A 26,217-nucleotide genomic window follows, 5' to 3' on the forward strand; every position below is an offset into this window, starting at 1 on the left:
GGGGGCGGGGGTGGGCGTGGGGGTAGGGGTGGGGGTAGGGGTGGGGTGGTCCCAGTGGTCGTAACACCCCGCCGGTCGCCCGCCGAGTGGTCACAAAGGGTTGCCCGCACCGGCGCCAGCCGACACTTCGTGACCACTCGGCACCGGGCCCGCGGGGTGTTGTGACCACTCGACGGACACCAGTACCGCACTGCCCCGCGGGGTGTTGTGACCACTCGACGGACACCAGTACCGCACCGCCGCCCTCCCCGGCAGCATGCACGCCCACGCCCCCGGCAGCACCCACGCACCCACGCCCACGCCCCCGGCAGCACCGCCCCCGGACGCACGAAGGCCCGGCACGCGTGACGCGTACCGGGCCTTCAGCGCAGGAGAACTACTCCCACTCGATCGTCCCCGGCGGCTTCGACGTGACGTCGAGCACGACCCGGTTGACGTCGGGCACCTCGTTGGTGATGCGGTTCGAGATCTTCGCGAGCACGTCGTACGGCAGGCGTGTCCAGTCCGCGGTCATGGCGTCCTCGGACGAGACCGGACGGAGCACGATCGGGTGCCCGTACGTGCGGCCGTCACCCTGGACGCCCACGGAGCGGACGTCGGCGAGCAGGACGACCGGGCACTGCCAGATCTCCCCGTCGAGGCCCGCTGCGGAGAGTTCCTCGCGCGCGATCTTGTCGGCAGCGCGGAGCAGCTCGAGCCGCTGCTTGTCGACCGAACCCACGATGCGGATGCCGAGCCCCGGTCCGGGGAACGGCTGGCGGCCGACGATGACCTCGGGCAGACCGAGCTCGCGGCCGACGGCACGGACCTCGTCCTTGAAGAGCGCGCGGAGCGGCTCGACGAGTTCGAAGGTCATGTCCTCGGGCAGGCCACCCACGTTGTGGTGCGACTTGATGTTCGCGGTACCCGCTCCGCCGCCGGACTCGACGACGTCGGGGTAGAGCGTGCCCTGCACGAGGAACTTGACCTCGCCGTCGTCACCGTCCCCGCGCGCCTCGAGCACGAGCGCCTCGGCCGCGGCCTCGAACGTGCGGATGAACTCGCGCCCGATGATCTTGCGCTTCTGCTCGGGGTCGCTCACGCCGGCGAGGGCGTCGAGGAACTGCTGCTCGGCGTCGATCGTGATGAGCCGCACACCGGTGGAGGCGACGTAGTCCTCTTCCACCTGCTTGCGCTCGTCGGCGCGGAGGAGCCCGTGGTCGACGAAGACGCAGGTGAGCTGGTCACCGACGGCCTTGTGCACGATGGCTGCGGCGACGGCGGAGTCGACACCACCGGACAGCCCGGCGATGACGCGGTTCGACCCGACCTGAGCCTGGATCCGTGCGACCTGCTCGTCGATGACGTTGCTCGAGTTCCAGTCGCCGGGCAGACCCGCGGCGCGGTGCAGGAAGTTCTCCAGGACGGCCTGGCCGTGTACGGAGTGCTTCACCTCGGGGTGCCACTGCACGCCGTAGAGCTTCCGCTCGTCGGACGCGAAGGCGGCGACGGGGGTCGAGGCGCTCGATGCGAGGACCTCGAAGCCCTCGGGTGCCTTGGCCACGGAGTCGCCGTGCGACATCCACGTCACCTGGTCCGACGGCTGGCCGCCGAGCAGGACGCTGTCGGTCCCGCTGACGTCGACGGACGTCGCGCCGTACTCGCGCAGGCCGGTGTTCGCGACCTCGCCACCGAGGGCGGTCGCCATGGCCTGGAAGCCGTAGCAGATGCCGAGCACGGGGACGCCGAGGTCGAGGATCTCGCCGTCGAGCGACGGTGCCCCTTCTTCGTACACGGACGACGGACCACCGGACAGCACGATCGCTGCCGGGTCCTTCGCGCGGATCTCGTCCGCGGTGATGTTGTGCGGGACGATCTCGCTGTAGACGTTCGCTTCACGGACCCGACGCGCGATGAGCTGCGCGTACTGGGCCCCGAAGTCGACGACGAGGACGGGACGCTGTTCGGTCTCGCTCACCGAGCGGCCTCCTTCTCACGCTGCTGGGCAGCGGTCAGCTCGTGGTAGGTGTCCATGGCCTTCTGCTGCATCCGGTGTTCGACCACGAAGGACATGAACGGGATGATGCCGCCGAGGGCGATGAGCAGGAAGCGGGAGGGCCTCCAGCGCATGATGCTCCACAGACGGAAGTCCGTGAAGAGGTAGAGGACGTACAGCCAGCCGTGGGCGATGAGGATCGCGATCGACAGGTTGAACGTGCCGGGTGCTTCGCCGGCCGTGCCGTTCGGCACGAAGAACGGGCCGTTGCCGAGCTGCATCTCGAGCTGGAGCGGCGTGTACTTGATGATGACCTCGATCACGAGGGCCAGCAGGAGCACACCGGTGATGTACGCGGAGACGCGGTACCACTTCACCGCACCCGGGATCTTCGGGATGTCGCGGGTTCGGACGGTCAGAGCCATATCGGCCATCCTACCGTCGGAGCGCAGCGGCTTCGGCGGCGAGGGCTGCATCGCGCTCGTCCTCTTGCTCGCGCTCCCAGGCGTCCTTCACGAACCGGTACCAGAGGAAGACGGCGAACCCGGCGAAGACGACCCACTCGATCGCGTAGAACAGGTTGAGCCAGTCGAACTGGACCTCGCGCGAGGGGGCCCGGTCCGCGATGGTGCCGAGGTCGGCGGCCTGCGCGGTGGTGCCGTCGGCGACGACGTACCCGAGGTACATCCGGTCGTCGAACGCCTTCCACGTGTTCACGAACCGTGCGGGTGCGACGGCCGAGTACTCGGCCTGCTTGTAGGTGTCCTGGTCGGGCGACTCGGCCGGGTAGTACCGGCCCTCGACCGTGATCGTCTGGCCGTCCGCCAGGCGGTCACCACCGGCGACGGCGGCCGACCGCTGGTCGGACCACCCGATGACGACCGGGAGGCTCGCCCCACCATCCGAGTCCACCAAGTGACCCACGGTCTGGTACGTCCCACCCCCGGTGCGGCCGGTCAGGACGGTGGTGTCACCGGCGACGAAGGTCCCGGTGACCGTGACCTTCTGGCCGGCGATCGTCTCGCTGACCGGGGTCTCCGGCTTGGTCACCGCCTCGAGCGTCTTGCGGGTCTCGGTGGTCGCCGGCAGTGGCTTGCCGTTGGCGATCGACCGCTCGAGCTGCCACTTGCCCAGCCCGGCGAACACCGCCGCGAGCACGAGCGCCAGCAGGAGCAGCGCGATCCACCTCGGTCGTCGGGCAACGGCCCACATTCGTATCAGTACTCCGGATCGCGCTGTCGGACCGGGCGTTCGGGACGCTCGGTGGGGATCTCGACGGGCGACGTGACGGGCTCGTCGGTCGCCTCCGGTGAACCATTCTCCTGCTCGTCCCTGCCAGCGGCCTCCACGAGGGCGAACTCCTCCGCGAACTGCCGGTCCCGCTCGGCGCGGCGGACCGCGGCGGCGGAGGCTGCTTCGGCATCTGCGGCCTCTGCTGCTTCGGCGGCGGCAGCCGCGGCGACGGCGCGACGACCGCCGAGTCGTCCGCGCAGGCGGACGAGGCGGGCGGGGCGCACCACGAGGCGGCCGATCCGGTCCGAGTTGACCGCGAGCAGGGGCCCGAGGATCGCCATGACGAGGACGTAGAGGCCTGCGAACGCGGTGATCCGCGCCTCGAGCCCGGCGGCGGCCGACAGCGTCGCGAGGATCAGTGCGAACTCGCCACGGTTCACCAGGATCACCGAGGTGTTGATCCCCTGCTGGACGTTGAAGCCGTTCATGCGGGCGACGATCTGCCCGGCGATCGCGTTGAGCACGACCGTCATGCCGATCGCGCCGAGGACCGGCCAGAGCACCTCGCCGAAGGTCGACAGGTCGAGGCCGAGCCCGAAGTTCACGAAGAAGAACGCTGCGAAGACGTCGCGCATCGGCAGGGCGAGCTGTTCGATGCGGTCGCGGTACCGGGTGGCACCGCAGAGCAGGCCGATGACGAACGCGCCGATGGCGTCGGTCACGCCGAGCAGGTCGCCGATGCCACCGAACATCACGGCGAGCCCGAAGAACAGCACCGTGAAGAGTTCGTCGTCACGCGTCGCGAAGATCTTCGAGACCCACTTGCCGGCGAACCGGGCGAGCGTGAACATCACGATGAGGAAGCCGAACGCGAGCGCGAGCTTGCCGACGACGGCCCACGCGTTGGTGTCGCCGGACAGCACGACCGAGACGATCGCCAGGTAGATGGCGATGAAGACGTCCTCGATGACCGTGACGCCCAGGATCATCGGGGTCTCGTCGTTCGCGAGTCGCCGGAGCTCGATGAGGAGCTTCGTGACGATCGCGCTCGACGAGGTCGCCGTCATGCCGGCGATGATCAGGGCCTCTCGGGTCCCCCAGCCGAGCGAGAACCCGAACGCGAAACCGACGCCCATGTTGATGACGACGTAGGTCCCGCCGGAGACCAGGAGCTTCCCGGCGTTGCCGTAGAACTCCTCTTGGTCGAACTCCAACCCGAGGTTGAACAGCAGCAGGATGAGCCCGAAGGTCGCGATGAGCTCGATCGTGTGGGACTCGACGTTCAACCCGATCCACGGGGTGTGCGGGCTCGCGATGAGCCCGACGACCATGTAGATCGGGATGGCCGGCAGACCGATGGTCTTGCCGAGCCGCCCGAGCACGTAGGCGATGACGAACAGCACACCGATGGTGAGCAGTTCACCGCCCAGGTGCATGCGCTAGCTCTTCCGCGGGGCCTCGGCCGATGCGGCCGCAAGCTCTCCGCTGCGGTAGAAGGAGAAGGCCTTGGCGACCTTCTCGGGGGAACCGGCGACGACGATGGTGTCACCGGGGAAGACGACGAAGTCCGACGAGGGGGCCGGGTTGGCACTGTCGCCGCGGACCACGGCCACGACGGTCAGGCCGATGAAGCCGGAGTCGTGCAGGTCACCGAGCGGCTTGCCGGCGATCGCGTCGTCGTAGTCGACCGAGAACCAGTCGATGGACAGTCCGGGGATCTCGTCGAGCTTGTCGAGGCCCTCGGTGATCCGGGTACCGCCCAGGAGTTCGGCGAGGGTGTGCGCCTCGTCCTCGCTGAGGCGCAGCGAGACCTTCTCGGACTTGTCCGCGCCGTCGGAGACGTCGGCGAACGAGATGAGGTCGGAGTGACCCGACCGGTGCGTGATGACACCGCACTTGCCACCGTCGTCGGTGTAGAAGCTGTGCAGCACGCCGACTCCGGGGAGTTTGACGCGATGGACGTCGACCATGATGGCTCCCTTTTCGAGTACCCCGATGATAACCACCAGGGGCGCCGGTGCATTCCGCTCGCTACAGTTCCGTGGATGGGGAGAACACGCATCGTCGTGGCCGGGGTCGGGGTCCTGGTCGTGGCCGTCTACGCAGCACTGCTCGCGGTGAACGCACTCGTGCTGGATCCGCTCGGAGCGGTGCCGGGGCAGTCACTCGACGCGATCCACCGGCACCTCGAGGCGCAGGGGTTCCGGGTGCAGACCGACATCGCGGTCGTGATCGGGATCGCCGCCTTCGGCGTCGTCCTGGCCGCGGTGCTCTCGGCGCTGCTGCTCGCCACACGGGCGGCGACCCACGTCGTCGTCGCGGTGCTGCTCGCCGTGCTCGTGATGGGCGGCCCTGCGTCGTTCTGGAGCGGGTTCGCACTCGGCATGGACGTCGCCGACGGCTACGGCGTCGGCGGCGGTGACCACACCATCTGGGCCGGTGTCCTCTACGTCACGAGTGTGATCGCGCTGGTCGCGCTGACGTTCGTGCTCGTACTCGGCCGGGCGGGGCACGTGCGCCGGACCGCCTCGGGGACGCTGGCCGCCTGACGGACGCAGCACGGGCCTCCAGTCCGGTGTTCCCGGTGGGGAGAGGCCCGTGGCTGCGCCCGCAACGCGGGTCGCTACTCCGGCTCGCTCGTCTTCTCCCCCACCACCTGCTCGTCGGACGCCTTCGCGCCCTCCGCGCCGCTGCTGCGTCCGCCGTCGACGACGACGTCGTCCTCGTCGAAGCCGAACGCGATGTCCGGGGCCTCGAGGCGGACGCGGTCCGCGCTCGCGTCGTCGGGCTGCAGCTGCGACTCACGCTCGGCGGCGACGCGCTTGAGGTAGTTCGACACCTCGTGCTCCGTCGTCTCGAGGTCCCAGCCGAGGACGTCGGCCATCAGCCGCGCGGCGACCGGAGCCGCCGACTCGCCACGGTCCCAGGCCTCGATCGAGATGCGGGTGCGGCGGGCGAGGACGTCCTCCAGGTGCAGGGCGCCCTCGTGCGAGGCCGCGTAGACCACCTCGGCACCGATGTAGTCGTCCGCGCCGGGCAGCGGCTCGGCGAGGAACGGGTCCTGTTCGACGAGCTGCAGGATCTCCGTCGCCAGGGTGCCGTACCGGTTGAGCAGGTGCTCGATCCGGACCTTGTGCAGCCCCGACGACCTGGCGGTACGGCCGCGGCGGTTCCACGCGGCGGGGTAGCCCTCCGCACCGAGCAGCGGGATGTCCTCGGTCGTCGACGCCGGGATCTTGCCGTCCATCGCCGCGACGGCCTCGTCGATGGCGTCCTTGCCCATCACGCGGTACGTCGTCCACTTGCCACCGGCGACCACGACGAGCCCGGGAGCGGTGTGCGCGACGACGTGCTCGCGGCTGAGCTTCGAGGTCTGGTCGGACTCCCCCGCGAGCAACGGACGGAGGCCGGCGTAGACACCCTCGACGTCCTCGCGGGTGAGCGGGACCCGGAGCACCTTGTTGATGTGCTCGAGGATGTAGTCGATGTCCGCCGCGGTCGCCGCGGGGTGTGCCTTGTCGAGGTACCAGTCGGTGTCGGTCGTGCCGACGAGCCAGTGCCGGCCCCACGGGATCACGAACAGCACGCTCTTCTCGGTGCGGAGGATCATGCCCATGTTCGACTGGAACCGGTCGCGCGGGATGACGAGGTGCACGCCCTTCGACGCCCGGACCTTGAACTGCCCGCGGGTGCCGACCATCGCCTGGGTGTCGTCCGTCCACACACCCGTCGCGTTGACGACCTGCTTCGCGCGGATCTCGAACCGCTCGCCGGTCTGGATGTCGTGCGCCTTCGCCCCGACGACCCGCTCACCGACCTTGACGAACCCCTCGATCCGGATGCGGCTCGCGGCGTGCGCACCGTACGACGCGGCCGTGCGGACCAGTGCGGCCACGTACCGGGCGTCGTCGACCTGGGCGTCGTAGTAGGTCATGCCGCCGACGAAGGCGTCCTTCTTGAGCGACGGCATCGAGCGGAGCACCTGCGTCCGGCTGAGGTGCCGGTGGTGCGGGACGCCGGGCGGACGGCCGCCGGACCAGCTGAACGCGTCGTACATCGCCATGCCGATGCCGATGTAGAAGCGCTCCCACACCCGGTGGTTGAGCGGGTAGAGGAAGCGCACCGGCTTCACCAGGTGCGGGGCGATCCGCTGCAGGAGCAGACCGCGCTCGATGAGGGCCTCGCGGACGAGGCCGAAGTTCAGCTGCTCCAGGTACCGGATGCCGCCGTGCACGAGCTTCGACGACCGGCTCGAGGTGCCGGAACCCCAGTCGCGGGCCTCGACGATCCCCACGCTCAAGCCGCGGGTGACGGCGTCGAGCGCACTGCCCGCGCCGACGATGCCACCGCCGACGACCAGGACGTCGAGCTCCTTCGTCTTGAACGTCTCGATCGCGGCCGCACGTTCGTCTGGGCCGAGCTTCGCGGAGGGATCGAACCCCACCCCCGGGTCCGTTCCGTCCGACCGGTCGTCCGCGCGTGCGGGCCTGGTCGCGCTCGTGGTGCTCGTGGTGCTCGTGGTGCTCGTCTTCGCCATCGTCGCCTCCGTGTCACGGTCGGCGCCGAGGCGTCACCCACGACGCTGCACGGGTGCCACCGTCACTACTGGTGGTACGGCGCCACGACCACTTCTACTCGCTGGAACTCCTTGACGTCGGAGTATCCGGTCGTCGCCATCGATCGGCGCAGTGCACCGACGAGGTTCGCCCGGCCGTCGTACGTCGGGGTCGGGCCGTGCAGGACGTTCTCGAGCGGGGCGATCGTGCCGACCTCGACCCGGCGGCCGCGGGGCAGCTCCGGGTGGTGCGCCTCGGCACCCCAGTGGAAACCGCCACCGGGTGCCTCGGTCGCGCGGGCCAGCGCCGTGCCGAGCATGACCGCGTCGGCACCCGTGGCGATCGCCTTGACGATGTCACCGGCGGTGTCGAGACCGCCGTCGGCGATGACGTGCACGTAGCGCCCGCCGGACTCGTCGAGGTAGTCACGACGGGCACCGGCGACGTCGGCCACCGCGGTCGCCATCGGCGCGTGGATGCCCAGGGCCGCGCGCGTGGTCGACGCAGCGCCGCCACCGAACCCGACGAGGACACCCGCGGCACCGGTGCGCATGAGGTGCAGTGCCGACGTGTAGGTCGAGGCACCGCCCACGATCACCGGGACGTCGAGCTCGTAGATGAACTTCTTGAGGTTGAGGGGTTCCTCGGTCTGGGAGACGTGCTCCGCCGAGACCGTGGTGCCGCGGATGACGAACAGGTCGACACCGGCGTCGACGACCGTCTTGGAGAACTCCTGCGTGCGCTGCGGGCTGAGCGAGCCTGCGACCGGGACACCGGCAGCGCGGATCTCGGCGAGGCGCGCGGTGATCAGCTCGGCCTTGATCGGCTCGGAGTAGATCTCCTGCATGCGCTTCGTGACGTTGCCGTCGGTCAGCGACTTGATCTCGTCGTAGTAGGGCGTCGGGTCCTCGTACCGGGTCCACAGCCCCTCGAGGTCGAGCACCCCCAGGACGCCGAGCTTGCCCATCTGGATCACCGTGGCGGGCGAGGACACGGAGTCCATCGGCGCCGAGAGGATCGGCGACTCGAAGGTGAACGCGTCGATCGACCACTGCACGCTGACGTCGCGCGGGTCACGCGTCCGTCGCGAGGGGACCACTGCGATGTCGTCGAACGCGTACGCCCGACGTCCGCGCTTGCCTGCACCGATCTCGACTTCGCTCACCAGGACAGCCTACCGGGCGGGTCCGGCGGCGTGCACGGGCCGGACGGTGCGGGGCGCGGCGGGGTGCCGGCTCGCACGGTGCGAGGTGCGGTGGGGTGCGGTGCTGGCTCGCACGGTGCGAGGTTCCGTGCTCCGTGCGAGGCCGCGCGGGTCGCACCGTGCGCGGAACCCCGCACCGTCACGGTCGACGAGTACGGCGTTTCCGGAGCGCGCGCAGCACGAGGCCGAGCAGCAGCGAGAGCACCACGAGGACGCCCAGGAGCGCAGCAGCCACCTTCACCAGCAGTGCGGCGCCGACGAACAGCGCGGCGAACACCAGCCAGACGAGGGCGTCGAGCACGAGGGGTCCGGGACTGCGCACCTGCGAAACGATACCGAGTGCGTGGGAGGTGATCCGCGCCTCCTGGCCGACCGCGAACCGACCACGCGCTGACGCGACACGCGCGCCTGCGCACAGGAGTGGGGCCGTGCGGCGCGAAGCGACCACGCACGACCCCACCCGTCGCGGATACCACCCCCACAGCGGTACCCGCAGCCGACGCGAGCGCTAGCGCCCCGCGTCGACACCTCATCGACGCCGAGCGCTAGCGCCCCGCGTCGACGTCCTTGGCGAGCGTCCCCAGGTACAGCTCGATGACCTTCGGGTCGTCCGCGAGCTCCTTCCCCGTGCCCGAGTACGCGTTCCTCCCCTGGTCGAGCACGTACCCACGATCGCAGATCTGCAGACAGCGTCGCGCGTTCTGCTCCACCATGACGATCGACACACCGGCCTTGTTGATCCGGCGGGTCCGCAGGAACGTCTCGTCCTGCCGCACCGGGGACAGGCCGGCGCTCGGCTCGTCGAGCAGCAGCACCTTCGGGTCCATCATCAGCGCACGGGCCATCGCGACCGACTGCCGTTCACCACCGGAGAGCGACCCGGCCCGCTGGTTCCGCCGCTGCGCGAGGACCGGGAACAGGTCGTAGATGACCTCGAGCCGCTCCGCGAACTTCCGGGGCCGGAGGTACAGCCCCATCTGCAGGTTCTCCTCGATGGACAGCGACGGGAAGACGTTGTTCGTCTGCGGGACGAAGCCGACGCCGGCCTGCACGAGCTTGTTCGCCTTGAGGTTCGTGATGTCCTCGCCCTGCAGGGTCACGCTGCCCTCGCGGATGGACACCAGGCCGAACAGGGCCTTGAGGAGCGTCGACTTGCCCGCACCGTTCGGCCCGATGATGCCGATCAGCTCGCCGGGGTAGCAGTCCAGGTCGCAGCCGTTCAGGATGTTCACCCCCGGCAGGTACCCGGCGACGAGGTTCTTCGCGCTCAGCACCGGCTCGCGTTCCAGCGTGGCGGTGCTCGCCTTCGGCGCTTCCGGACTGGAGGCGCTGCTCGCGTTGGTGGGGTCGACTGCGTCCGTCATCGGGTCTTCTCCTCTGCTGCTGCGTCCGCCGCGTCTTCTTCCGCGACTTCCTCGGCCAGTTCCTCGAAGGTCTCCTCGGTGAGGAGCGAGTCGTCGCCCAGGTCGGTGTCGTGGTGCGCACCCAGGTACGCGTCGATGACCGCCTGGTCGTCCATCACGGTGTCCGCCGGGCCCTCGGCGACGACCTTGCCCTCGGCCATCACCACGACCCAGTCCGAGATGTGCCGGACCATGTGCATGTCGTGCTCGACGAAGAGCACGGTCATGCCGTCGTCACGGAGGGACTGGATGTGCCCGAGCAGCGACTGGGTGAGCGCGGGGTTCACGCCCGCCATCGGCTCGTCGAGCATGATCATCGTCGGGTCGGACATCAGCGCCCTGGCCATCTCGAGCAGCTTCCGCTGCCCGCCGGACAGCGACCCGGCGTAGTCGTCGGCCTTGTCGTCGAGCTTGAAGCGGGCCAGGAGGTCCTCGGCCTTCGCCGTGATCTCCTGCTCGCGCTTGGACCAGATCGGCTTGATCAGCGCGGCGAAGAAGTTCTCCCCCGGCTGGTCCCTGGCGCCGAGCAGCATGTTCTGCATGACGGTGAGTCGCGAGAGCGCCTTCGTGAGCTGGAAGGTGCGGACCATGCCCTTGTTCGCGATGTGGGTGGCGCTGGTCTTCTGCAGGGTGGCGCCGTTGAACTGCGTCCGCGCACCCGCGCTCGGCTTGTCGAAGCCCGTCAGCAGGTTGAAGAACGTCGTCTTGCCGGCACCGTTCGGGCCGATGAGGGCCGTGATCGAGCCGCGCTGGACCTCGAGGTGGTCGACGTCGACCGCGGTCATGCCGCCGAAGTGCCGGGTGACGGTGTCGACGGTGAGGATCGGGTCGGCCTTGGGGTGGCCGTAGGTCTCAGACACTGAACGTCAGCTCCTTCTTGTTGCCGAGCAAGCCCTGTGGACGGAACACGATGAGGAGCATGAGCGCGACGCCGACGAGCACGTAGGAGAACTGCTCTGCCTGTTGCGCGTTCATGATCGAGTCGGGGATGAAGTCGCCGGCCAGGGTGCGGATGAAGAGCCGGACGACGAAGAACAGCACCGAGCCGAGCACCGGACCGAACACCGTCGCGGCGCCACCGAGGATGAGTGCCGTCCAGATGAAGAACGTCATCGACCGGCCCATCGCGTCCGGTTGCACGGAACTCGGCAGCACGTAGATGATGCCGGCGAGCCCTCCGAGCGCCCCGCCGAACACGAGCGCCTGCATCTTGTACGAGTAGACGTTCTTGCCGAGCGAGCGGACAGCGTCCTCGTCCTCGCGGATGGCCTTCACGACGCGGCCCCACGGGCTGCGCATGAGCAGGAAGAGCACGAGGGTGAACAGGGCCACCATGCCCCACGCCGCGATGCGGATCCACCAGCCGTTGACGCCGTTGTTGGCGTACGTGAACCACAGGATCGTGGTGGTGCCGTCGGGCAGGGGGCTGAGCGCGTTGAACGGGTCGCGGTAGCTCGAGCCGGTGATGCCGTTCGAGCCGCCGGTGGTCGTGGTGAGCAGGCTCGAGCGTCCGACCATCCGGATGATCTCCGCGCCGGAGATCGTGACGATCGCCAGGTAGTCGCCGCGGAGCCGCAGGGTCGGGATGCCGAGGATGATCGCGAAGACGATCGCGACGAGCAGGGCGATGAGCACGGCCATCACGAACGGCAGCCCGTTCGTGATCGAGATCGCGAAGCCGTAGGCGCCGAGCAGCAGGAACGCCGCCTGCCCCATGTTCACGAGCCCGGTGAGGCCGAAGTGCACGTTCAGGCCGATCGCAGCGAGCGCGAACGCCGCCGTGGTCGGGGCGAGTGCCTCCTGGGTGAGCGAGGACAGCAGGTTGAGGATGTAGTCCATGCGCGTGCTCCCTTAGCCGATCCGCTCGGCGCGGCCGAAGATGCCCTGCGGCCGGAACAGCAGGATGAGGATGAGGATGACGAGGGCGGTGGCGTACTTGAAGTCACCGGGGAGCACGAGGTTCGTGAGCTCGACGACGACGCCGATGATCATCGACCCGACCAGCGCGCCGTAGGCCGTACCGAGACCGCCGAGCGTGACCGAGGCGAACATGAGCAGGAGCAGCTGCAGGCCGGTCTGCCAGTTCACACCGTTCAGGACCAGGCCGAGCATGACGCCGGACAGTCCTGCGAGGCCGGCGGCGAGCGTCCACACGAAGCGGATCACCCGGTCGACGTCGATGCCGGACGCCGCGGCGAGGGCCGGGTTGTCCGACACGGCGCGGGTCGCACGGCCGAAGCGCGTCTTCGCCAGGAACAGGCCGGTCGCGACGAGGACCACGAGCGCGATGCCCATCGCGACGTAGGACTGCACGGTGAGGGTGACACCGGCGAACCGGATGGTCTCCGGGTTGCCCTGCTGGATGCGGACCGTCGAGGCACCGAAGAAGTACTGGAACGCGTACTGGGCGGCGATCGACAGACCGATCGTCACGATCATGAGCTGCGTGAGGCTGATCCGCTTGCGCCGGAGTGGCCGCCAGATCCCCGCGTCCTGCAGGTACCCGGTCGCCGCGCAGAGCAGGGTGACGACGATGCCGGTCACCCAGATGTTCCACCCGAGCTGGTTCGCGAACACGTAGGCCAGGAGCCCGCCGAGGGTGACCTGCTCGCCGTGCGAGAAGCTCGACAGCCCGGTGGTGCCGTAGATGAGCGAGAGGCCGATCGACGCCAGTGCGATGAGCAGGCCGAGCCGGATCCCGGAGGCGAACTGCTGCCAGGCCCGCTGGATGCTGACGCTCGACGTGTCGGCCGAGGTCGTCGCGCCCTTCTGGTCCGACAGCTGGAAGATCTGCCCGACGTTGGCGTTCAGCGCCGCCTGCACCTTTCGCTCGGCGTCGGCGGCGTTCGTCAGGTACTGGCCCTTCGGCAGGGTGTCCTGGTCGACGCTCACCGTGTACTCGCCGGCCTCGTCGACGCTGACCGACCAGCGGCCGTCGGCGTTCGTCGTGGCGGTCTCGGCGAAGGAGCCGGGGCCGGCGACGTCGACGTCGACGCCCTCGGCCGGTTCACGCTCGGAGTCGGTGATCGTGCCCTGGATGCACCCGTTCGTCGGGCTGACGGTGCACGCCTGACTGGTCGCCGGTGCCGACGTGGCACTGAAGGCCGGCAGGGTGACCGCCCAGTCGATCAGGAAGGTCGCCAGGAACGCGGCGACGAGCACGGCCGCCAGGACCGGTCGTCGCCGAGCCCGGCGGAGGCGGAACAGGCGCGGCTGCGCCCGTCCCGGAGGAGTGATGGATCCCACGGAAGAGCCTCTCGTTCGGATGTCGAGGAACCTATGGGGATTGTGTGACACCCGTGTTTCCAACTCGTTCCCGCTGTGAGTCGTGGCGCAACCGTGACGTCTGTGGAGGAACGGCGCGATCCGTTCCCCTGGGCGGAACGCGGAATAGCGGGAGGGCACACGCGCGTTACCATGTCCTATCCGGAACCCGCCGTTGCGTTCTCGGTGTCTCGACCACTTCACTCGCCCACGAAGGGGACCCATGGACCAGCCGGATCCGTTCGGATTCATCGGACTCACGTACGACGACGTCATGCTCCTGCCCGGGCACACCGACGTCATCCCGAGCGAGGCGTCCACGACGTCCCGGCTCACCAAGCGGATCTCCGTCAACGTCCCGCTGCTCTCCGCAGCGATGGACACCGTCACCGAGGCCCGGATGGCGATCGCCATGGCCCGCCAGGGTGGCATCGGGATCCTGCACCGCAACCTCTCGATCGAGGACCAGGCGGCCTACGTCGACAAGGTCAAGCGCTCCGAGTCGGGCATGATCACCAACCCGGTGACCACCACCCCGGACGCCACGGTGGCCGAGGTCGACGCGCTCTGCGGACAGTTCCGCGTCTCCGGCCTGCCGGTGATCGAGGACGACGGCACCCTCGTCGGCATCATCACGAACCGCGACATGCGGTTCGTGGCGGCGTTCGAGCAGGCCTCCACGTACGTGCGCGACGTCATGACCAAGGCGCCGCTGATCACCGCGATGGAGGGCATCGACCCCGAAGAAGCCATCGCGATCTTCGCGCAGCACAAGATCGAGAAGCTGCCGCTGGTCGACGCCGAGGGCAAGCTCCGCGGCCTCATCACCGTCAAGGACTTCGACAAGAGCGAGCAGTACCCCGACGCCACGAAGGACGACGAGGGCCGGCTGCGCGTCGGTGCAGCCATCGGCTTCTTCGGCGATGCGTGGGAGCGCGCCACCGCCCTGCTCGAGGCCGGCGTCGACGTGCTCGTCGTGGACACGGCGAACGGTCACAGCGCCGGGGTGCTCGACATGGTCCGTCGACTCAAGGCGGACCCGGCGTTCGCCGCGGTCGACGTCATCGGCGGTCAGGCCGCGACGCGTGAGGGCGCCCAGGCGCTCATCGACGCCGGCGTGGACGCCGTCAAGGTCGGCGTCGGACCCGGCTCGATCTGCACGACCCGCGTGGTCGCCGGTGTCGGCGTCCCGCAGGTCACCGCCGTGTACGAGGCCTCCCTGGCCGCGCGTGAGGCCGGCGTGCCGGTCATCGCTGACGGCGGCCTGCAGTACTCGGGCGACATCGCCAAGGCCCTGGTGGCCGGTGCCGACACCGTCATGCTCGGTTCACTCCTGGCCGGCACCGACGAGTCGCCCGGCGACCTGGTGTTCGTCGGCGGCAAGCAGTTCAAGGCGTACCGCGGGATGGGCTCCCTGGGCGCGCTGCAGACCCGCGGCAAGAAGACCTCGTACTCGAAGGACCGCTACTTCCAGGCGGACGTCCCCAGCGACGACAAGCTCGTCCCCGAGGGCATCGAGGGCCAGGTGCCGTACCGCGGCTCGGTCGCGAACGTCGTCTACCAGCTCGTCGGCGGCCTGCGGCAGTCGATGTTCTACGTCGGCGGCCGGACCGTCCCGGAGCTCAAGGCACGCGGCAAGTTCGTCCGGATCACCCCGGCCGGGCTCAAGGAGTCGCACCCGCACGACGTGCAGATGGTCGTCGAGGCGCCGAACTACCGCAGCTGACGCACCCCCACGAGACGCCCCCGCTCCCTCCGGAGCGGGGGCGTTCGTGCGTTCCGTGGCTGACACCCGCCGTTCACGCCCGACCCCGATCCCTGATCCTCCGCACAGAAACGATCACGGCTCGGTAACGAAACACTTTCCGTACCGCCCCGTCACACGGGCGAAACACCCGGACCCTACGTTTCTCGACATCCAGTGGAGGCGCCGCATTCACCCGAAGCGGCACAGCCTCCGCGCAGAGAAAGGGCTCCACGGATGATCAGAACCACCCGTGCCACCACGGCACTGGCGTTGGCAGGCGCAGCAGCCGTCCTCCTCGCCGCGTGTTCCACCACCAGCGGTGCATCTCCCTCCAGCTCGGCGTCGAGCGATGCGAAGAAGGACCCGGCCGCGAGCTGCACGGCGCCGGACACCCCCAGCACGGACGCGCTGAAGATCGGCACGATCCTGCCGCTCACCGGCTCGCTGGCGTATCTGAACCCGCCGGCGGAGTCCGGTGTCGGCCTGGCCGTCAAGGACATCAACGCGGCGGGTGGCGTGCTGGACAAGGACGTCACGATCGACCCCGCGACCGACTCGGGTGACAGCAACGACATGACCGTGTCGAGCTCCGCCGCGACGAAGCTCGTGAACGCCAAGGTCCCGGTCGCGATCGGTGCCGAGTCCTCGTCGGTGACGCTCAACGTCATCGACCAGCTCACCAGCAACTGCATCGTGGAGATCTCCCCCGCGAACACCGCGAGCGACCTCTCCGGCTACTCGTCGTACTACTACCGGACCGCTCCGCCGGACTCGGTGCAGGGTTCGGCGCTCGGGCAGCTCGTGACCGGTGACGGCAACGCGAAGGTCGCCTTCCTGGTGTTCAACGACACCTACGGCACCGGCCTCCGCAACTCCGTGCAGGCTGCGGTCGAGGCCTCCGGTGGCCAGGTCGTCTACGGCGGCAAGGGCGAGGGCGAGGAGTTCCCGCCCGGACAGACCACGTTCTCGTCCGAGGTGACGGCGGCACTCGCGGCGAAGCCCGACGCGATCGTCGTCCTGGCCTTCGACGAGACGAAGTCGATCATCCCCGAGCTCGTCTCGCAGGGGAACAAGGCGAAGATCTACATGTCCGACGGCAACACGGCGGACTACTCGAAGGACTTCGACAAGGGCACCCTCACCGGCGCCCAGGGCACCATCCCCGGTGCCTCGCCGAAGGACGACTTCAAGGAGCAGCTGTCCGCCTTCTACAAGGACTCGTCGGGCAAGACGCTCGCCGACTACTCGTACGCCGCGGAGTCCTACGACGCCACCGTCCTCGCCGCACTCGCTGCGGTGAAGGGCAAGGGCACCGACTCGGGCACGATCCAGGCCAACATGGCCGCGGTGTCGGGTGCTGACGGCGGCACCGAGTGCGCCACCTTCAAGGAGTGCGTCGCGCTCCTCGACGACGGCAAGGACATCCACTACACCGGCCCCTCCGGCATCGGACCGTTCGACGACAACAACGACCCGTCGAGCGCCTACATCGGCATCTACAAGTTCGACGCCGACAACAAGCCGATCTACCAGAGCGCCATCCAGGGCGCGGTGAAGAAGTAAGGCTCCGGCCGAAGCTCCAGCACCACTCGCGAAAGCGACAGTCCCCCGCGGAACTTCCGTGGGGGACTGTCGCTTTCACGTGGGGGACGTGGACCGGCAGGCGCAGCCGGGAGGCCCGGGGCCGCGTCCGTCAGGCGGGCTCGGCCGGGGTGGGGGCGAACGTGCGGCGACGGGACGCCCGCGCAGCAGCGAACGAGTCCGCCGTCAGCACCACGAGCGCCAGCCACACGATGCCGAAGCCGAACCAGCGCGCAGGCGACATCTCCTCGTGCTGCACCACGACCCCGACGAGCAGCTGCATCACCGGCGCGAGGTACTGCGTCAGGCCGAGCGTGGACAGGCTCACCCGGCGCGCCGAGGACGCGAACAGCAGGAGCGGCACCGCCGTCGCCGGCCCCGTCAGCACGGTGACGAGGACGTGCAGGCCGCCCTCGCTCGTGAACGTCACGCCGCCGCCGAGTCCCGTCGTGCCGAGGACGACCAGCGCGACCACCGCGATCGGCAGGAGCCACACGGTCTCGATCGTCAGGCCGCTCAGTGCGTCCACGGTCCCGCCGACACGCTTCTTCACCAGGCCGTAGAGCCCGAACGAGAACGCCAGCACGAGCGAGATCCACGGCACCTGGCCGTAGCCGACCGCGATGACGACGACCGCCACGATGCTGACGCCGACCGCGGCCCACTGCGCCGGCCGCAGCCGCTCGCGCAGCACCACGACGCCGAGCGCGATCGTGACGAGCGGGTTGATGAAGTAGCCGAGGGCGGCCTCGACGGTGTGGCCGGTGGTCGTCGCCAGGACGTACACCGTCCAGTTCACCAGGATGAGGACGGCCGCGAGCCCCATCACGAGCATCACCCGGCGCTGGGCCATCAGCGTGCGGGTGCGGAGCCAGGAGCGGGTGACGGCGATCGCGATCGCGCAGAACACCAGGCCGAAGACGATGCGCCAGGCGACGATCTCGAACGCGCCTGCGGGGGCCATCGCCGCGAAGAGCAGCGGCATGAGACCCCAGAGTCCGTACGCGATGATCGCCTGGACCACGCCGACGGATGCCTCGCTGCGGACGGGACGCGTCGGACTCGGTTCACTCACGGAACCATCCTAGGAACGACCCCCGACGCACCGGACGCACCACGGGCCTCCCGAACGCCGGCGACGCGACGCACGCACGCACGCACGCACGCACGGACGCACGCACGCACGCACGCCGACGCACACCCGGACGCACGAACGCCCCGCCGGCCAACAGGCCGACGGGGCGTCGCGAACCGAGTACTGGACTCAGTGAACGATGACCGCGAGGACGTCGCGGGCCGACAGGACCAGCAGGTCCTCGCCCGAGTACTTGACCTCGGTTCCGCCGTACTTGGAGTAGATGACCTTGTCACCCACGGCGACGTCGAGCGGGACGCGGTTGCCGTTGTCGTCGATGCGACCCGGACCCACGGCGACGACCTCGCCCTCCTGGGGCTTCTCCTTCGCGGTGTCGGGGATGACCAGACCGGATGCAGTGGTCTGCTCCGCCTCGACCTGGCGGATGACGATGCGATCCTCGAGCGGCTTGATGCTGACGGCCACGGTGACCTCTTCTTTCTCGGTACGGACTCGGTACAGATGAAAACCGGGTTGGCACTACGCACAGGAGAGTGCCAACCCCAACTCTAGGGGGCCTCTGGCACTCGGTCAATCCGAGTGCCAGCAGATCGGGAGAACACCCAGCACCTGGGAGGATCGGAGGATGGACGCCGCCGAACTCGCCGCACTGCTGACCCCCGACGGGATGGCCCTGCTCGACCGTACCCCCGGCGTCTCGGACGGCGGTGAGATCGTCCGGGTGGTGTCACGCCTCCGCGCCGAGGGGCACGACCCGCGCCTCGTCGCCGCGGTCCTGACCCAGGCGAAGCTGCGACTGAAGGCCCGTGGCAAGTTCGGCGACTTCGCCGGACGCATGCTCTTCACCGAGGCCGGTCTCGAGCAGGCCACCCGGCTGCAGGTCGCCGCGCAGCACGCCGGACGCTTCGCCGCGGCCGGTGTGACCCGCGTTGCCGACCTGGGCTGCGGGATCGGTGGGGACGCACTCGCGATGGCGGCACTCGACCTCGACGTCACGGCGGTGGACCGCGACGAGGTCACCGCGGCCGTCGCCACGCACAACCTCGCTCCGTGGCCGAACGCCCGGGTCGAACTGGGCGACGCAGCGACGTTCGACGTCTCCCGGGTCGACGGCATCTGGATGGACCCAGCCCGGCGGACGAGCGGCCACTCGGACACCCGCCGCCTCGCCGACCCGGACGACTGGTCGCCGTCGCTCGACACCGTGTTCGCCGCCGCCACCCGGACCCCGACCGGCGTGAAGCTCGGCCCCGGCATCGACCGCGACCTGATCCCGGACACGGCCGAGGCGCAGTGGACCTCCGTCGACCGCGAGGTCGTCGAGCTCGCGCTGTGGTTCGGCCCCCTCGCCCGGCCGGGGATCCGTCGCGCCGCGACCGTGATCGGTGCGCACGGCATCGCCGAGATGACGGGACCCGCCGACTCCGAGGACGCCGAGGTCGGCCCGCTCGGCGCCTACCTGTACGAGCCGGACGGCGCCGTCATCCGCGCACGCCTGATCGGGGACCTGGCACGCACGCTCGACGGGCACATGCTCTCCGACGGCATCGCCTACGTGACCTCGGACCGAGCCGCCACGACGCCGTTCGCGCAGGGCTTCCGAGTGCTCGACACGATGCCGCTCGACGTCAAGCGGCTGTCAGCACGGCTCGCCGCAGACGGCATCGGCACCGTCGAGATCAAGAAGCGCGGCGTCGACGTCGATCCGGCACAGTTCCGCAAGCGGCTGCGGCTGCGCGGGACCGGGCGCGTCACCCTCGTCCTCACCCGCCTGGAGGGACGTCACACCGCGATCCTGTGCGAGCGCCTCAGCTGACGAAGGCGCCGGTTCCGGAGTCGTACCCGTAGTCGGAGTACGAGCTCTGGCCGACCGCGGCGAGGATGACGATGAAGACGATCCAGAGCAGCCAGACGCCGGTCATCACCCAGCCGGCGATGATCCCGGTCAGGGCGAGCCCCCGGCCGGCCTCACCGCTCTGCTTGATCTTGCCGAGCGCGACGTGGCCGAGGATCGCACCCGCGGGGCCGAGCGCGATGGCGATGAACCACATCGGGATCGCGGCGAGGCCGAACACGATCGACAGGATCGCGAGGGTGTTCGTCTTCGGGCGCTGCGCGTAGGGCTGGTACCCCGTCGAGCTGTAGGCACCGGCGTACGGGTTCTGCTGCTGGGGTGCCGCGTACGGGTTCGGCTGCTGCTGCGCGGCGTAGGGGTTCTGCTGCTGCGGAGCCGCGTACGGGTTCTGTGAGGCCTGGGGCGCCGCGTACGGGTTCGGCTGGGCAGCCTGGGGTGCCGCGTACGGGTTCTGCTGCTGCGGTTCACCGTACGGGTTCTGCTGCTGCGGTGCCGCGTACGGGTTCTGCGCCTGCTGGGGCTGCTGGTACGGGTTCTGCTGCTGGCCGTACGGGTTCTGCGGCGCCTCCGGAGCGGACGGAGCCTGCGGTGCATCGGGGTACTGCGGGGCATCCGGTGCGGGCGTGCCGTCCGGTTGTCCGGCCGCTGCCCCGTTCGGCGTCGTCTCGCCCGGCTTCGGCCACTCGTTCTGATCGGACACCGTCCACCCCTCTCGGGCGTCCGGTCTCTCCGACGCCCGTGTGAATCCTCCCACAGGCTCCCGACGCCCGACCGGCGCGGGGCCGACGCCCGACCGGCGCGGGGCCGACGCCCGACCAGCGCGGCCCGACGCCCGACCGACCAGCGCGACCCGACGCCCGAACGGCAACGGCCCGTCCGACTCAGACCTGGACGGTCGTCACCGGCAACGTCGAGTCCGCCGCGATCCCGAGGTCGCTCGGCGCGTGTCCTTCGGCGACCAGGCGCGCCCCGACCGCCGCGATCATCGCGCCGTTGTCCGTGCACAGGTCGAACGGCGGGATCCGCAGCGCCACACCGGCGGCCGCACACCGTTCCTCTGCCACTCGGCGCAGCCGCGCGTTCGCGACCACACCCCCGCCGAGCAGGAGCCGGTCGACGCCGGTGTCGCGGCACGCGTTGAGGGCCTTGGTCAGCAGGACGTCGACGACGGCTTCGCGGAAGCTCGCGGCGACGTCGGCCACCGGGACCTCGCGCCCTTCGTCACGGCAGCGCTCGACCCAGCGCGCGACCGCGGTCTTCAGCCCGGAGAACGAGAAGTCGTAGCGGTGCGCGGCCATGTCCTTCGGCAACGTCAGCCCGCGCGGGAAGCGGATGGCCTTCGGGTCGCCCTCGGCTGCGGCACGGTCGATCTGCGGCCCGCCCGGGTACGGCAGTCCGAGCAGCCGTGCGACCTTGTCGAAGGCCTCGCCCGCGGCGTCGTCGATGGTCTCACCGAGCAGTTCGACGTCGCCGACCAGGTCCTTCACGAGCAGCAGCGACGTGTGCCCGCCGGACACCAGCAGCGCGACGGTGGGCAGCTCGATCTCGCTGCCGTCAGCTCGCAGCACGTCCGCGCCGACGTGCCCGACCAGGTGGTTCACGCCGTACAGCGGCTTGCCGGTGGCCACGGCGAGCGCCTTCGCAGCCCCCACCCCGACCATCAGGGCGCCCGCGAGGCCCGGGCCCGCGGTGACGGCGACGGCGTCGAGTTCGTCGAGGGTGACGCCGGCCCGCTCGAGCGCCTCGTGCAACGTCGGCGTCATCGCCTCGAGGTGTGCCCGTGCGGCGACCTCGGGCACGACGCCGCCGTACCGGGCGTGCTCGTCCATGCTCGACGCGATGACGTTGGCCAGCAGGGTGCTCCCCCGCACGATGCCGACGCCGGTCTCGTCGCAGCTCGTCTCGATCCCGAGCACCAGTGGTTCAGCCACGCTCATCGAGCGCCTCCTGTCCGATCGGTCCGACTCCCGAGGTCGCCGCCGACGACGGGGCGGCTTCGGCCAGCTCCGCCCGCATCACCAACGCGTCGACGCCGTCCGGCTGGTAGTAGCGGGGCCGGGTCGCGATGTGCTCGAACCCGAACGCCGTGTACATCGTCTGCGCGACCGGGTTGTCGGCGCGGACCTCGAGGAAGACCTCGTGCACGCCGCGACGACGCGCTTCGTCGAGGAGTTCCGTGAACAGCACCCGGCCGAGTCCGTGCCCGCGCTGCTCGGCCGCGACGGCGATGGTCTGCACGTCGGCGACCGGGTTGCCCGCGAGCGAGGACAGCCCGGCGTACCCGACGACCGTCGGTGCGGCGGACTCGTCGACGGTCTCGATGACGATGTAGTACCCGTGCGGGGAGTACAGCTCACCCGACATCTGCGACGCCGACCACGCATCGGTCGGGAACGAGACGTGCTCGAGCCACATGATGTCGTCGAGGTCCTGCGGGTGTGCCCGCCGCAGGCGGAAGCCGTCCGGCAGGCTCACTGCTTCACCCGCTTCGGCGCACCCGGCACCGTGACGTCGGGATCCCGCAGGTACAGGGGCGTGTCCTGGTCGAACCGCGCGCCGGACGCGAGCCGGTCCGCGGCGAGTGATCCGAGCCTCCAGGCAGGGATGGACAGGGCCGTCACGCGGTCCCAGCCCACCGCTCCGGGCCGGGAGGCACGGATCACGTCGTCGAGATCGGCGGGCTTCGCGAGACCCGGACCTGCAACGCGGGTGCCGGTCTCGTCGTACGCGCTCCAGTAGACCTCGCGCCGGCGTGCGTCCGTCAGGACGACGAACGGGCCGTCCTGCCCGCCCGCGCGGTGATCGGCGGCGACGGCGTCGTGGCTGACCAGGGGGAGGACGGGGACGTCGATGGCTGCGGCGAAGGTGCGGGCGGCGGCGATCCCGACGCGCAGGCCGGTGAACGGGCCGGGGCCCATGCCGGCGACCACGCCCGTGACGTCGGCGCCGGTGATGCCCGCTTCGGCGAGGACCTCGGCCAGGAACGGGCCGATCACTTCGGCGTGCCGACGGCTGTCCTCGGTGTCGCGGGTCGCGAGGGCTCGGCCGGTGGCCGGGTCGACGACGGCGACGGAGGTCCCGGCGGAGGTGTCGATGGCGAGCAGCACCCGTCCATCGTAGGCGTGCCCGTCGAGGCCGCGAGGCCCGCTGCTACAGCGTGACGCCGTCCCAACGCGGCCCGGTCGCGGTGACGACGACGCGTCGGGGTTCGTCGGGGACGTCGTCGGGGTCGTCAGCCTCGGTCGCGGCTCCGGCCTCAGCACCCGTCGCCCGGGTGATCTCGACGTCGAGCACGCTGTCGCTGATGCCGTCGACCATGCCGCGCCCCCACTCGACGACGACGATCGCGGCGTCCCAGTCCAGGTCGAGGTCGTCGAGCTCCACGGGGTCCGACAGGCGGTACGCATCGACGTGCACCAGGTCGGGGCCGGCCGTCGTCGGGTGGGTCCGGGCGAGCACGAACGTCGGGCTGGACACCTGACCACGCGCGCCGAGGGCGGCACCGAGGCCGCGCGTCAGCGTCGTCTTGCCGGCGCCGAGCGGCCCGGTCAGCACCACGAGGTCACCCGCACGCAGGACCGCAGCCAACCGCGCCCCGAGTTCCCCCATCGCCTCGGTGCCGTCGACGGCCACGTCGAGCAGGACCCGTGCGGACTCGGTCACGGCCGGTCGCCCCGCAGGTACTCCCCGACGCGTCCTTCGACGTCGTGGCCCTCGTAGACGCGGGGCACCCGGGTGCCGATGCGGCAGACGATCTCCTCGCCGATGGTGCCGAGCTCGCGGCCCCACTCGAGGACGGTCATCTCGTCGTGCTCACCGGTGCCGAACAGCGTCACCGTGTCGCCGGTCTGGACGTCGTCGTCGCCGACGTCCACCAGGAACTGGTCCATCGCGACACGGCCGGCGATCGGGTACCGCTTGCCGCCGATCGCGACCTCGATGCGACCCTGCGCCAACCGGGGGACGCCGTCGGCGTAGCCGACGGGCACCAGCGCCAGGGTCGTCTCCTGAGCGGTGCGGTACGTGTAGTCGTAGGAGACGCCGGTGTCGACCGGGACGCGCTTGGTCTTCGCGACCGAGGCGGTCAGGGTCATCACGGGCTCGAGCCCGAGGTCGGCCGCCGAGACACCGTCAGCACCGGGGATCCCGAACAGGTTCGCGCCCATCCGGACCATGTCCTTGCGGAACTCCTTGCGCTCCAGCCCGGCGAGCGAGGCGGCGACGTGCTCCATCGGGAGGTCGAGCCCGAGGTCCTCGGCGATCTCGATCGCCGCGTCGAACACGGACACCGCCGCACTGTCCTCGTGGTCGGAGGACTCGGCCAGGTGCGTGTAGGCGGCGACGACCTCGATGCGGCCGTCGCGCTGGGCGTCCCGCGCGAGTTCGACCAGGGCGGGCCAGTCGGCCGGGGGCGCGCCGTCGCGGTGCAGTCCGGAGTCGACACCGAGGTGCACCCGTGCCGGACGCTGGTCGACCGCGTCGACGATGCGCCGGAGCTCGGCCACGTTCGACACGCCGAGGTCGACCGCGGAGTCGATGGCGTCGCGGAAGTCGAGCGCTGGGTCGTGCTGCCACGTGAAGAGGTGCACGTCCTCGCCGACGCCGATCGACCGCAGGCGCAGGGCTGCGGGGACGGTGAGGACACCGATCCAGCGGATGCCGGCGTCGACGGCAGCGAGGGCGATCGGCTCGAGTCCGTGCCCGTAGGCGTCGGCCTTCATGATCGCCATCACCTGCACCGGGTTCATCCACTCGCGCACGAGGTCGAGGTTCGCCCGGTAGGCGTCGAGGTCGATGCGTGCCTGACGCAGCGGCGCGGAGCTCACGTGGTCCTCCGTTCGACGCTGCGGCCGACCCGGGCGACCACCTCGTAGTTGATGGTGCCGATCGCTGCTGCCCAGTCCTCGACCGCGGGGTCACCGTTCGCCGGGTCACCCCAGAGCACGGCCTCGTCGCCGACGCTGACGTCGGCATCGCCGATGTCGACGTGCATCGCGTTCATCGCGACCCGTCCCACCACCGGGAAGGTCCGGTCGCCGATCCGGACCGAGACGCGGTTGCCGAAGTCGCGGTCGAAGCCGTCGGCGTACCCGAGGCCGATGACGGCGAGACGGGTGTCCGTCGACGCCCGCCAGGTGTAGCCGTAGGAGACGCCCTCTCCCGCGCCGACCGGCACGGTGCGCAGCACGGCGGCGGTCACGCGCATGGCCGGCCGGAGCCCGAGGTCCGCCGAGGTGCGGTCGGCGAACGGGCTGAGGCCGTAGAGCGCGAGGCCGACCCGGGACAGGTCGCGGCGGGTCTCCGGGACGGCGATGCTCGCGGCGCTGGCGGCGAGGTGCACCACGTCGGGCACGATCCCGTTGGCGGCGAGCCCGTCGAGTGCACGCTGGAGCGCGGCGTCCTGGTCGAGGTCGTCGGTCCGCGACGCGTTCGACAGGTGCGACATGAGCCCCTCGACGCGGGTACGGTTCCCGCCGCGCGCCAGGGAACCGGCGGTCGCGAACAGTTCCGCCCACTCGGACTCCACCGCGCCGTTGCGGCTCAGACCGGTGTCGACGCAGATGTGCACCGCACGGACCTCGGAGTCGGCCGCCGCGGACAGCTGCTCGACGCTCGACACCGCCGGGGTGATGTCGTACTGGGCGGCACGGCGGAAGTCCTCGTCGGGGGCGTGCAGCCACGCCAGGATCCGGACGCCCTCGTCGATGCCGCCCTGCCGCAGCGCGACGGCCTCGTCGATGTCCGCGACCCCGAGCCACTCGGCCCCGGCGTCGACGAACGCCCGTGCGGCGTCGAGGGCTCCGTGCCCGTAGGCGTTGGCCTTGACGACCGCGATGACGCCGGCCGGAGCGACCTGCTCGGCGATCGTCGCGTAGTTCTCGATCAGGGCCTCACGATCGACCGTGATGCCGGTGAACGCACTCAATGCGATGTCCCCTCCAGGACCACGAACGCGGTCGCGATCCCTCCATCATGCGAGAGCGACAGGTGCACGCTCGTCACGCCACGCGCGTCGGCGACCTGACGGGCCTGCTGGTGCAACGTGAGCGACGGGTTCCGCTGGTCGTCGGACACCACCTCGAGGTCCTGCCAGCTGAGCCCGGCGCTGGACCCGAAGGCCTTGATCAGTGCCTCTTTCGCAGCGAACCGCGCCGCGAGGGACGCGATCGGCCGCGGTTCACCGTCGCGGACCTGCTCGGACGGCGTGAACAGGCGCGCCCGCATCGCCGGCGTGCGCACCAGCACCCGCTCGAACCGCTCCAGGTCGACCACGTCGACCCCGATGCCGATGATCACGTCCGC

26 protein-coding genes are annotated in these 26,217 nt (G+C 70.1%); 4 read left to right on the top strand and 22 right to left on the bottom strand.

Annotation, left to right across the window (positions count from 1 at the left end; all coding sequences use genetic code 11):
* Positions 1-376 precede the first annotated feature (376 nt).
* The 5 genes from guaA to EDF19_RS06605 are packed head-to-tail and all read right to left on the bottom strand — an operon-like array spanning position 377 to position 5,178.
* Positions 377-1,957 (bottom strand): glutamine-hydrolyzing GMP synthase, encoded by a 1,581-nt coding sequence (guaA, locus tag EDF19_RS06585; RefSeq protein ID WP_123680144.1) that lies wholly within the window; start codon positions 1,955-1,957, stop codon positions 377-379.
* Complete coding sequence (locus tag EDF19_RS06590; protein ID WP_071292490.1) at positions 1,954-2,400, bottom strand: DUF3817 domain-containing protein; 447 nt, start codon at positions 2,398-2,400, stop codon at positions 1,954-1,956. The genes guaA and EDF19_RS06590 overlap by 4 nt, the downstream gene beginning before the upstream one ends.
* A 10-nt stretch (positions 2,401-2,410) precedes the next feature.
* On the bottom strand, positions 2,411-3,187 hold the full coding sequence (locus tag EDF19_RS06595; protein ID WP_123680146.1) for an SURF1 family cytochrome oxidase biogenesis protein: 777 nt from the start codon (positions 3,185-3,187) through the stop codon (positions 2,411-2,413).
* A 5-nt stretch (positions 3,188-3,192) separates the two neighbouring features.
* A complete protein-coding gene (locus tag EDF19_RS06600) occupies positions 3,193-4,644 on the bottom strand; it encodes a cation:proton antiporter (RefSeq protein WP_123680147.1) in 1,452 nt (483 codons plus the stop codon).
* A gap of 3 nt (positions 4,645-4,647) precedes the next feature.
* Positions 4,648-5,178 (bottom strand): cation:proton antiporter regulatory subunit, encoded by a 531-nt coding sequence (locus EDF19_RS06605; RefSeq protein ID WP_017885470.1) that lies wholly within the window; start codon positions 5,176-5,178, stop codon positions 4,648-4,650.
* 75 nt (positions 5,179-5,253) lie between these two features.
* Between EDF19_RS06605 and EDF19_RS06610 the strand changes: the two genes are divergently transcribed.
* Positions 5,254-5,757, top strand: coding sequence for a hypothetical protein (locus EDF19_RS06610; RefSeq protein ID WP_148071049.1), 504 nt, complete (start codon positions 5,254-5,256; stop codon positions 5,755-5,757).
* 74 nt (positions 5,758-5,831) lie between these two features.
* Here EDF19_RS06610 and EDF19_RS06615 read toward each other — a convergent pair whose 3' ends face one another.
* From EDF19_RS06615 to EDF19_RS06645, 7 genes are all read right to left on the bottom strand, one after another.
* Positions 5,832-7,745, bottom strand: coding sequence for a glycerol-3-phosphate dehydrogenase/oxidase (locus EDF19_RS06615; RefSeq protein WP_123680149.1), 1,914 nt, complete (start codon positions 7,743-7,745; stop codon positions 5,832-5,834).
* 65 nt (positions 7,746-7,810) lie between these two features.
* Entirely contained in the window at positions 7,811-8,929 is a 1,119-nt protein-coding gene (locus tag EDF19_RS06620; protein WP_123680150.1) for a GuaB3 family IMP dehydrogenase-related protein, read from the bottom strand.
* Positions 8,930-9,107: 178 nt separating this feature from the next.
* Positions 9,108-9,290, bottom strand: coding sequence for a hypothetical protein (locus EDF19_RS06625; RefSeq protein ID WP_123680151.1), 183 nt, complete (start codon positions 9,288-9,290; stop codon positions 9,108-9,110).
* Positions 9,291-9,513: 223 nt separating this feature from the next.
* Positions 9,514-10,332, bottom strand: coding sequence for an ABC transporter ATP-binding protein (locus EDF19_RS06630; protein WP_123680152.1), 819 nt, complete (start codon positions 10,330-10,332; stop codon positions 9,514-9,516).
* Positions 10,329-11,231, bottom strand: coding sequence for an ABC transporter ATP-binding protein (locus tag EDF19_RS06635; protein WP_123680153.1), 903 nt, complete (start codon positions 11,229-11,231; stop codon positions 10,329-10,331). The genes EDF19_RS06630 and EDF19_RS06635 overlap by 4 nt, the downstream gene beginning before the upstream one ends.
* On the bottom strand, positions 11,224-12,210 hold the full coding sequence (locus tag EDF19_RS06640; protein WP_123680154.1) for a branched-chain amino acid ABC transporter permease: 987 nt from the start codon (positions 12,208-12,210) through the stop codon (positions 11,224-11,226). Before EDF19_RS06640 ends, EDF19_RS06635 begins: the two co-directional genes overlap by 8 nt.
* A gap of 12 nt (positions 12,211-12,222) precedes the next feature.
* Positions 12,223-13,617, bottom strand: coding sequence for a branched-chain amino acid ABC transporter permease (locus tag EDF19_RS06645; protein WP_260216989.1), 1,395 nt, complete (start codon positions 13,615-13,617; stop codon positions 12,223-12,225).
* A 241-nt stretch (positions 13,618-13,858) separates the two neighbouring features.
* Between EDF19_RS06645 and guaB the strand changes: the two genes are divergently transcribed.
* Positions 13,859-15,361: an IMP dehydrogenase gene (gene guaB, locus EDF19_RS06650; protein WP_123680156.1), complete on the top strand. Its 1,503-nt coding sequence runs from the start codon at positions 13,859-13,861 to the stop codon at positions 15,359-15,361.
* A 255-nt stretch (positions 15,362-15,616) separates the two neighbouring features.
* Positions 15,617-16,945 carry an ABC transporter substrate-binding protein gene (locus tag EDF19_RS06655; RefSeq protein ID WP_123680157.1) on the top strand — a complete coding sequence of 443 codons (1,329 nt, stop codon included), beginning with the start codon at positions 15,617-15,619 and terminating at the stop codon, positions 16,943-16,945.
* 130 nt (positions 16,946-17,075) lie between these two features.
* Here the strand turns inward: EDF19_RS06655 and rarD are convergent, their stop codons facing one another.
* Together rarD and groES are read right to left on the bottom strand one after the other, a co-directional pair.
* Complete coding sequence (gene rarD / locus EDF19_RS06660; protein ID WP_185022720.1) at positions 17,076-18,038, bottom strand: EamA family transporter RarD; 963 nt, start codon at positions 18,036-18,038, stop codon at positions 17,076-17,078.
* A gap of 189 nt (positions 18,039-18,227) precedes the next feature.
* Positions 18,228-18,524, bottom strand: a complete 297-nt coding sequence (groES, locus tag EDF19_RS06665) for a co-chaperone GroES (RefSeq protein WP_017885484.1) — start codon at positions 18,522-18,524, stop codon at positions 18,228-18,230.
* A 160-nt stretch (positions 18,525-18,684) separates the two neighbouring features.
* Here groES and EDF19_RS06670 point away from each other — a divergent pair, with 160 nt between their 5' ends.
* The gene (locus EDF19_RS06670; protein WP_123680158.1) at positions 18,685-19,875 is read left to right on the top strand and encodes a class I SAM-dependent methyltransferase; all 1,191 of its coding nucleotides are present in this window, start codon (positions 18,685-18,687) and stop codon (positions 19,873-19,875) included.
* Here EDF19_RS06670 and EDF19_RS06675 read toward each other — a convergent pair.
* The 8 genes from EDF19_RS06675 to EDF19_RS06710 all read right to left on the bottom strand — a co-directional run bounded on the left by EDF19_RS06675 (position 19,868) and on the right by EDF19_RS06710 (position 26,211).
* The gene (locus tag EDF19_RS06675; RefSeq protein WP_123680159.1) at positions 19,868-20,614 is read right to left on the bottom strand and encodes a DUF4190 domain-containing protein; all 747 of its coding nucleotides are present in this window, start codon (positions 20,612-20,614) and stop codon (positions 19,868-19,870) included. The genes EDF19_RS06670 and EDF19_RS06675 overlap by 8 nt on opposite strands.
* Positions 20,615-20,795: 181 nt before the next feature.
* Positions 20,796-21,851 (bottom strand): tRNA (adenosine(37)-N6)-threonylcarbamoyltransferase complex transferase subunit TsaD, encoded by a 1,056-nt coding sequence (gene tsaD, locus EDF19_RS06680; protein WP_123680160.1) that lies wholly within the window; start codon positions 21,849-21,851, stop codon positions 20,796-20,798.
* Positions 21,838-22,389, bottom strand: coding sequence for a ribosomal protein S18-alanine N-acetyltransferase (gene rimI / locus EDF19_RS06685; protein WP_260216991.1), 552 nt, complete (start codon positions 22,387-22,389; stop codon positions 21,838-21,840). The genes tsaD and rimI overlap by 14 nt, the downstream gene beginning before the upstream one ends.
* On the bottom strand, positions 22,386-23,021 hold the full coding sequence (gene tsaB, locus EDF19_RS06690; RefSeq protein WP_123680161.1) for a tRNA (adenosine(37)-N6)-threonylcarbamoyltransferase complex dimerization subunit type 1 TsaB: 636 nt from the start codon (positions 23,019-23,021) through the stop codon (positions 22,386-22,388). Before tsaB ends, rimI begins: the two co-directional genes overlap by 4 nt.
* 43 nt (positions 23,022-23,064) lie before the next feature.
* The gene (gene tsaE / locus EDF19_RS06695; protein WP_260216993.1) at positions 23,065-23,577 is read right to left on the bottom strand and encodes a tRNA (adenosine(37)-N6)-threonylcarbamoyltransferase complex ATPase subunit type 1 TsaE; all 513 of its coding nucleotides are present in this window, start codon (positions 23,575-23,577) and stop codon (positions 23,065-23,067) included.
* Positions 23,574-24,740, bottom strand: a complete 1,167-nt coding sequence (gene alr / locus EDF19_RS06700) for an alanine racemase (protein ID WP_185022721.1) — start codon at positions 24,738-24,740, stop codon at positions 23,574-23,576. The genes tsaE and alr (EDF19_RS06700) overlap by 4 nt, the downstream gene beginning before the upstream one ends.
* Entirely contained in the window at positions 24,737-25,840 is a 1,104-nt protein-coding gene (alr, locus tag EDF19_RS06705) for an alanine racemase (RefSeq protein WP_260216994.1), read from the bottom strand. The genes alr (EDF19_RS06700) and alr (EDF19_RS06705) overlap by 4 nt, the downstream gene beginning before the upstream one ends.
* On the bottom strand, positions 25,837-26,211 hold the full coding sequence (locus tag EDF19_RS06710; RefSeq protein ID WP_123680164.1) for a holo-ACP synthase: 375 nt from the start codon (positions 26,209-26,211) through the stop codon (positions 25,837-25,839). Before EDF19_RS06710 ends, alr (EDF19_RS06705) begins: the two co-directional genes overlap by 4 nt.
* Positions 26,212-26,217 lie beyond the last annotated feature (6 nt).

Origin of the sequence: Curtobacterium sp. PhB115, from assembly GCF_003752025.1 — a bacterium.
GTDB lineage: Bacteria > Actinomycetota > Actinomycetes > Actinomycetales > Microbacteriaceae > Curtobacterium.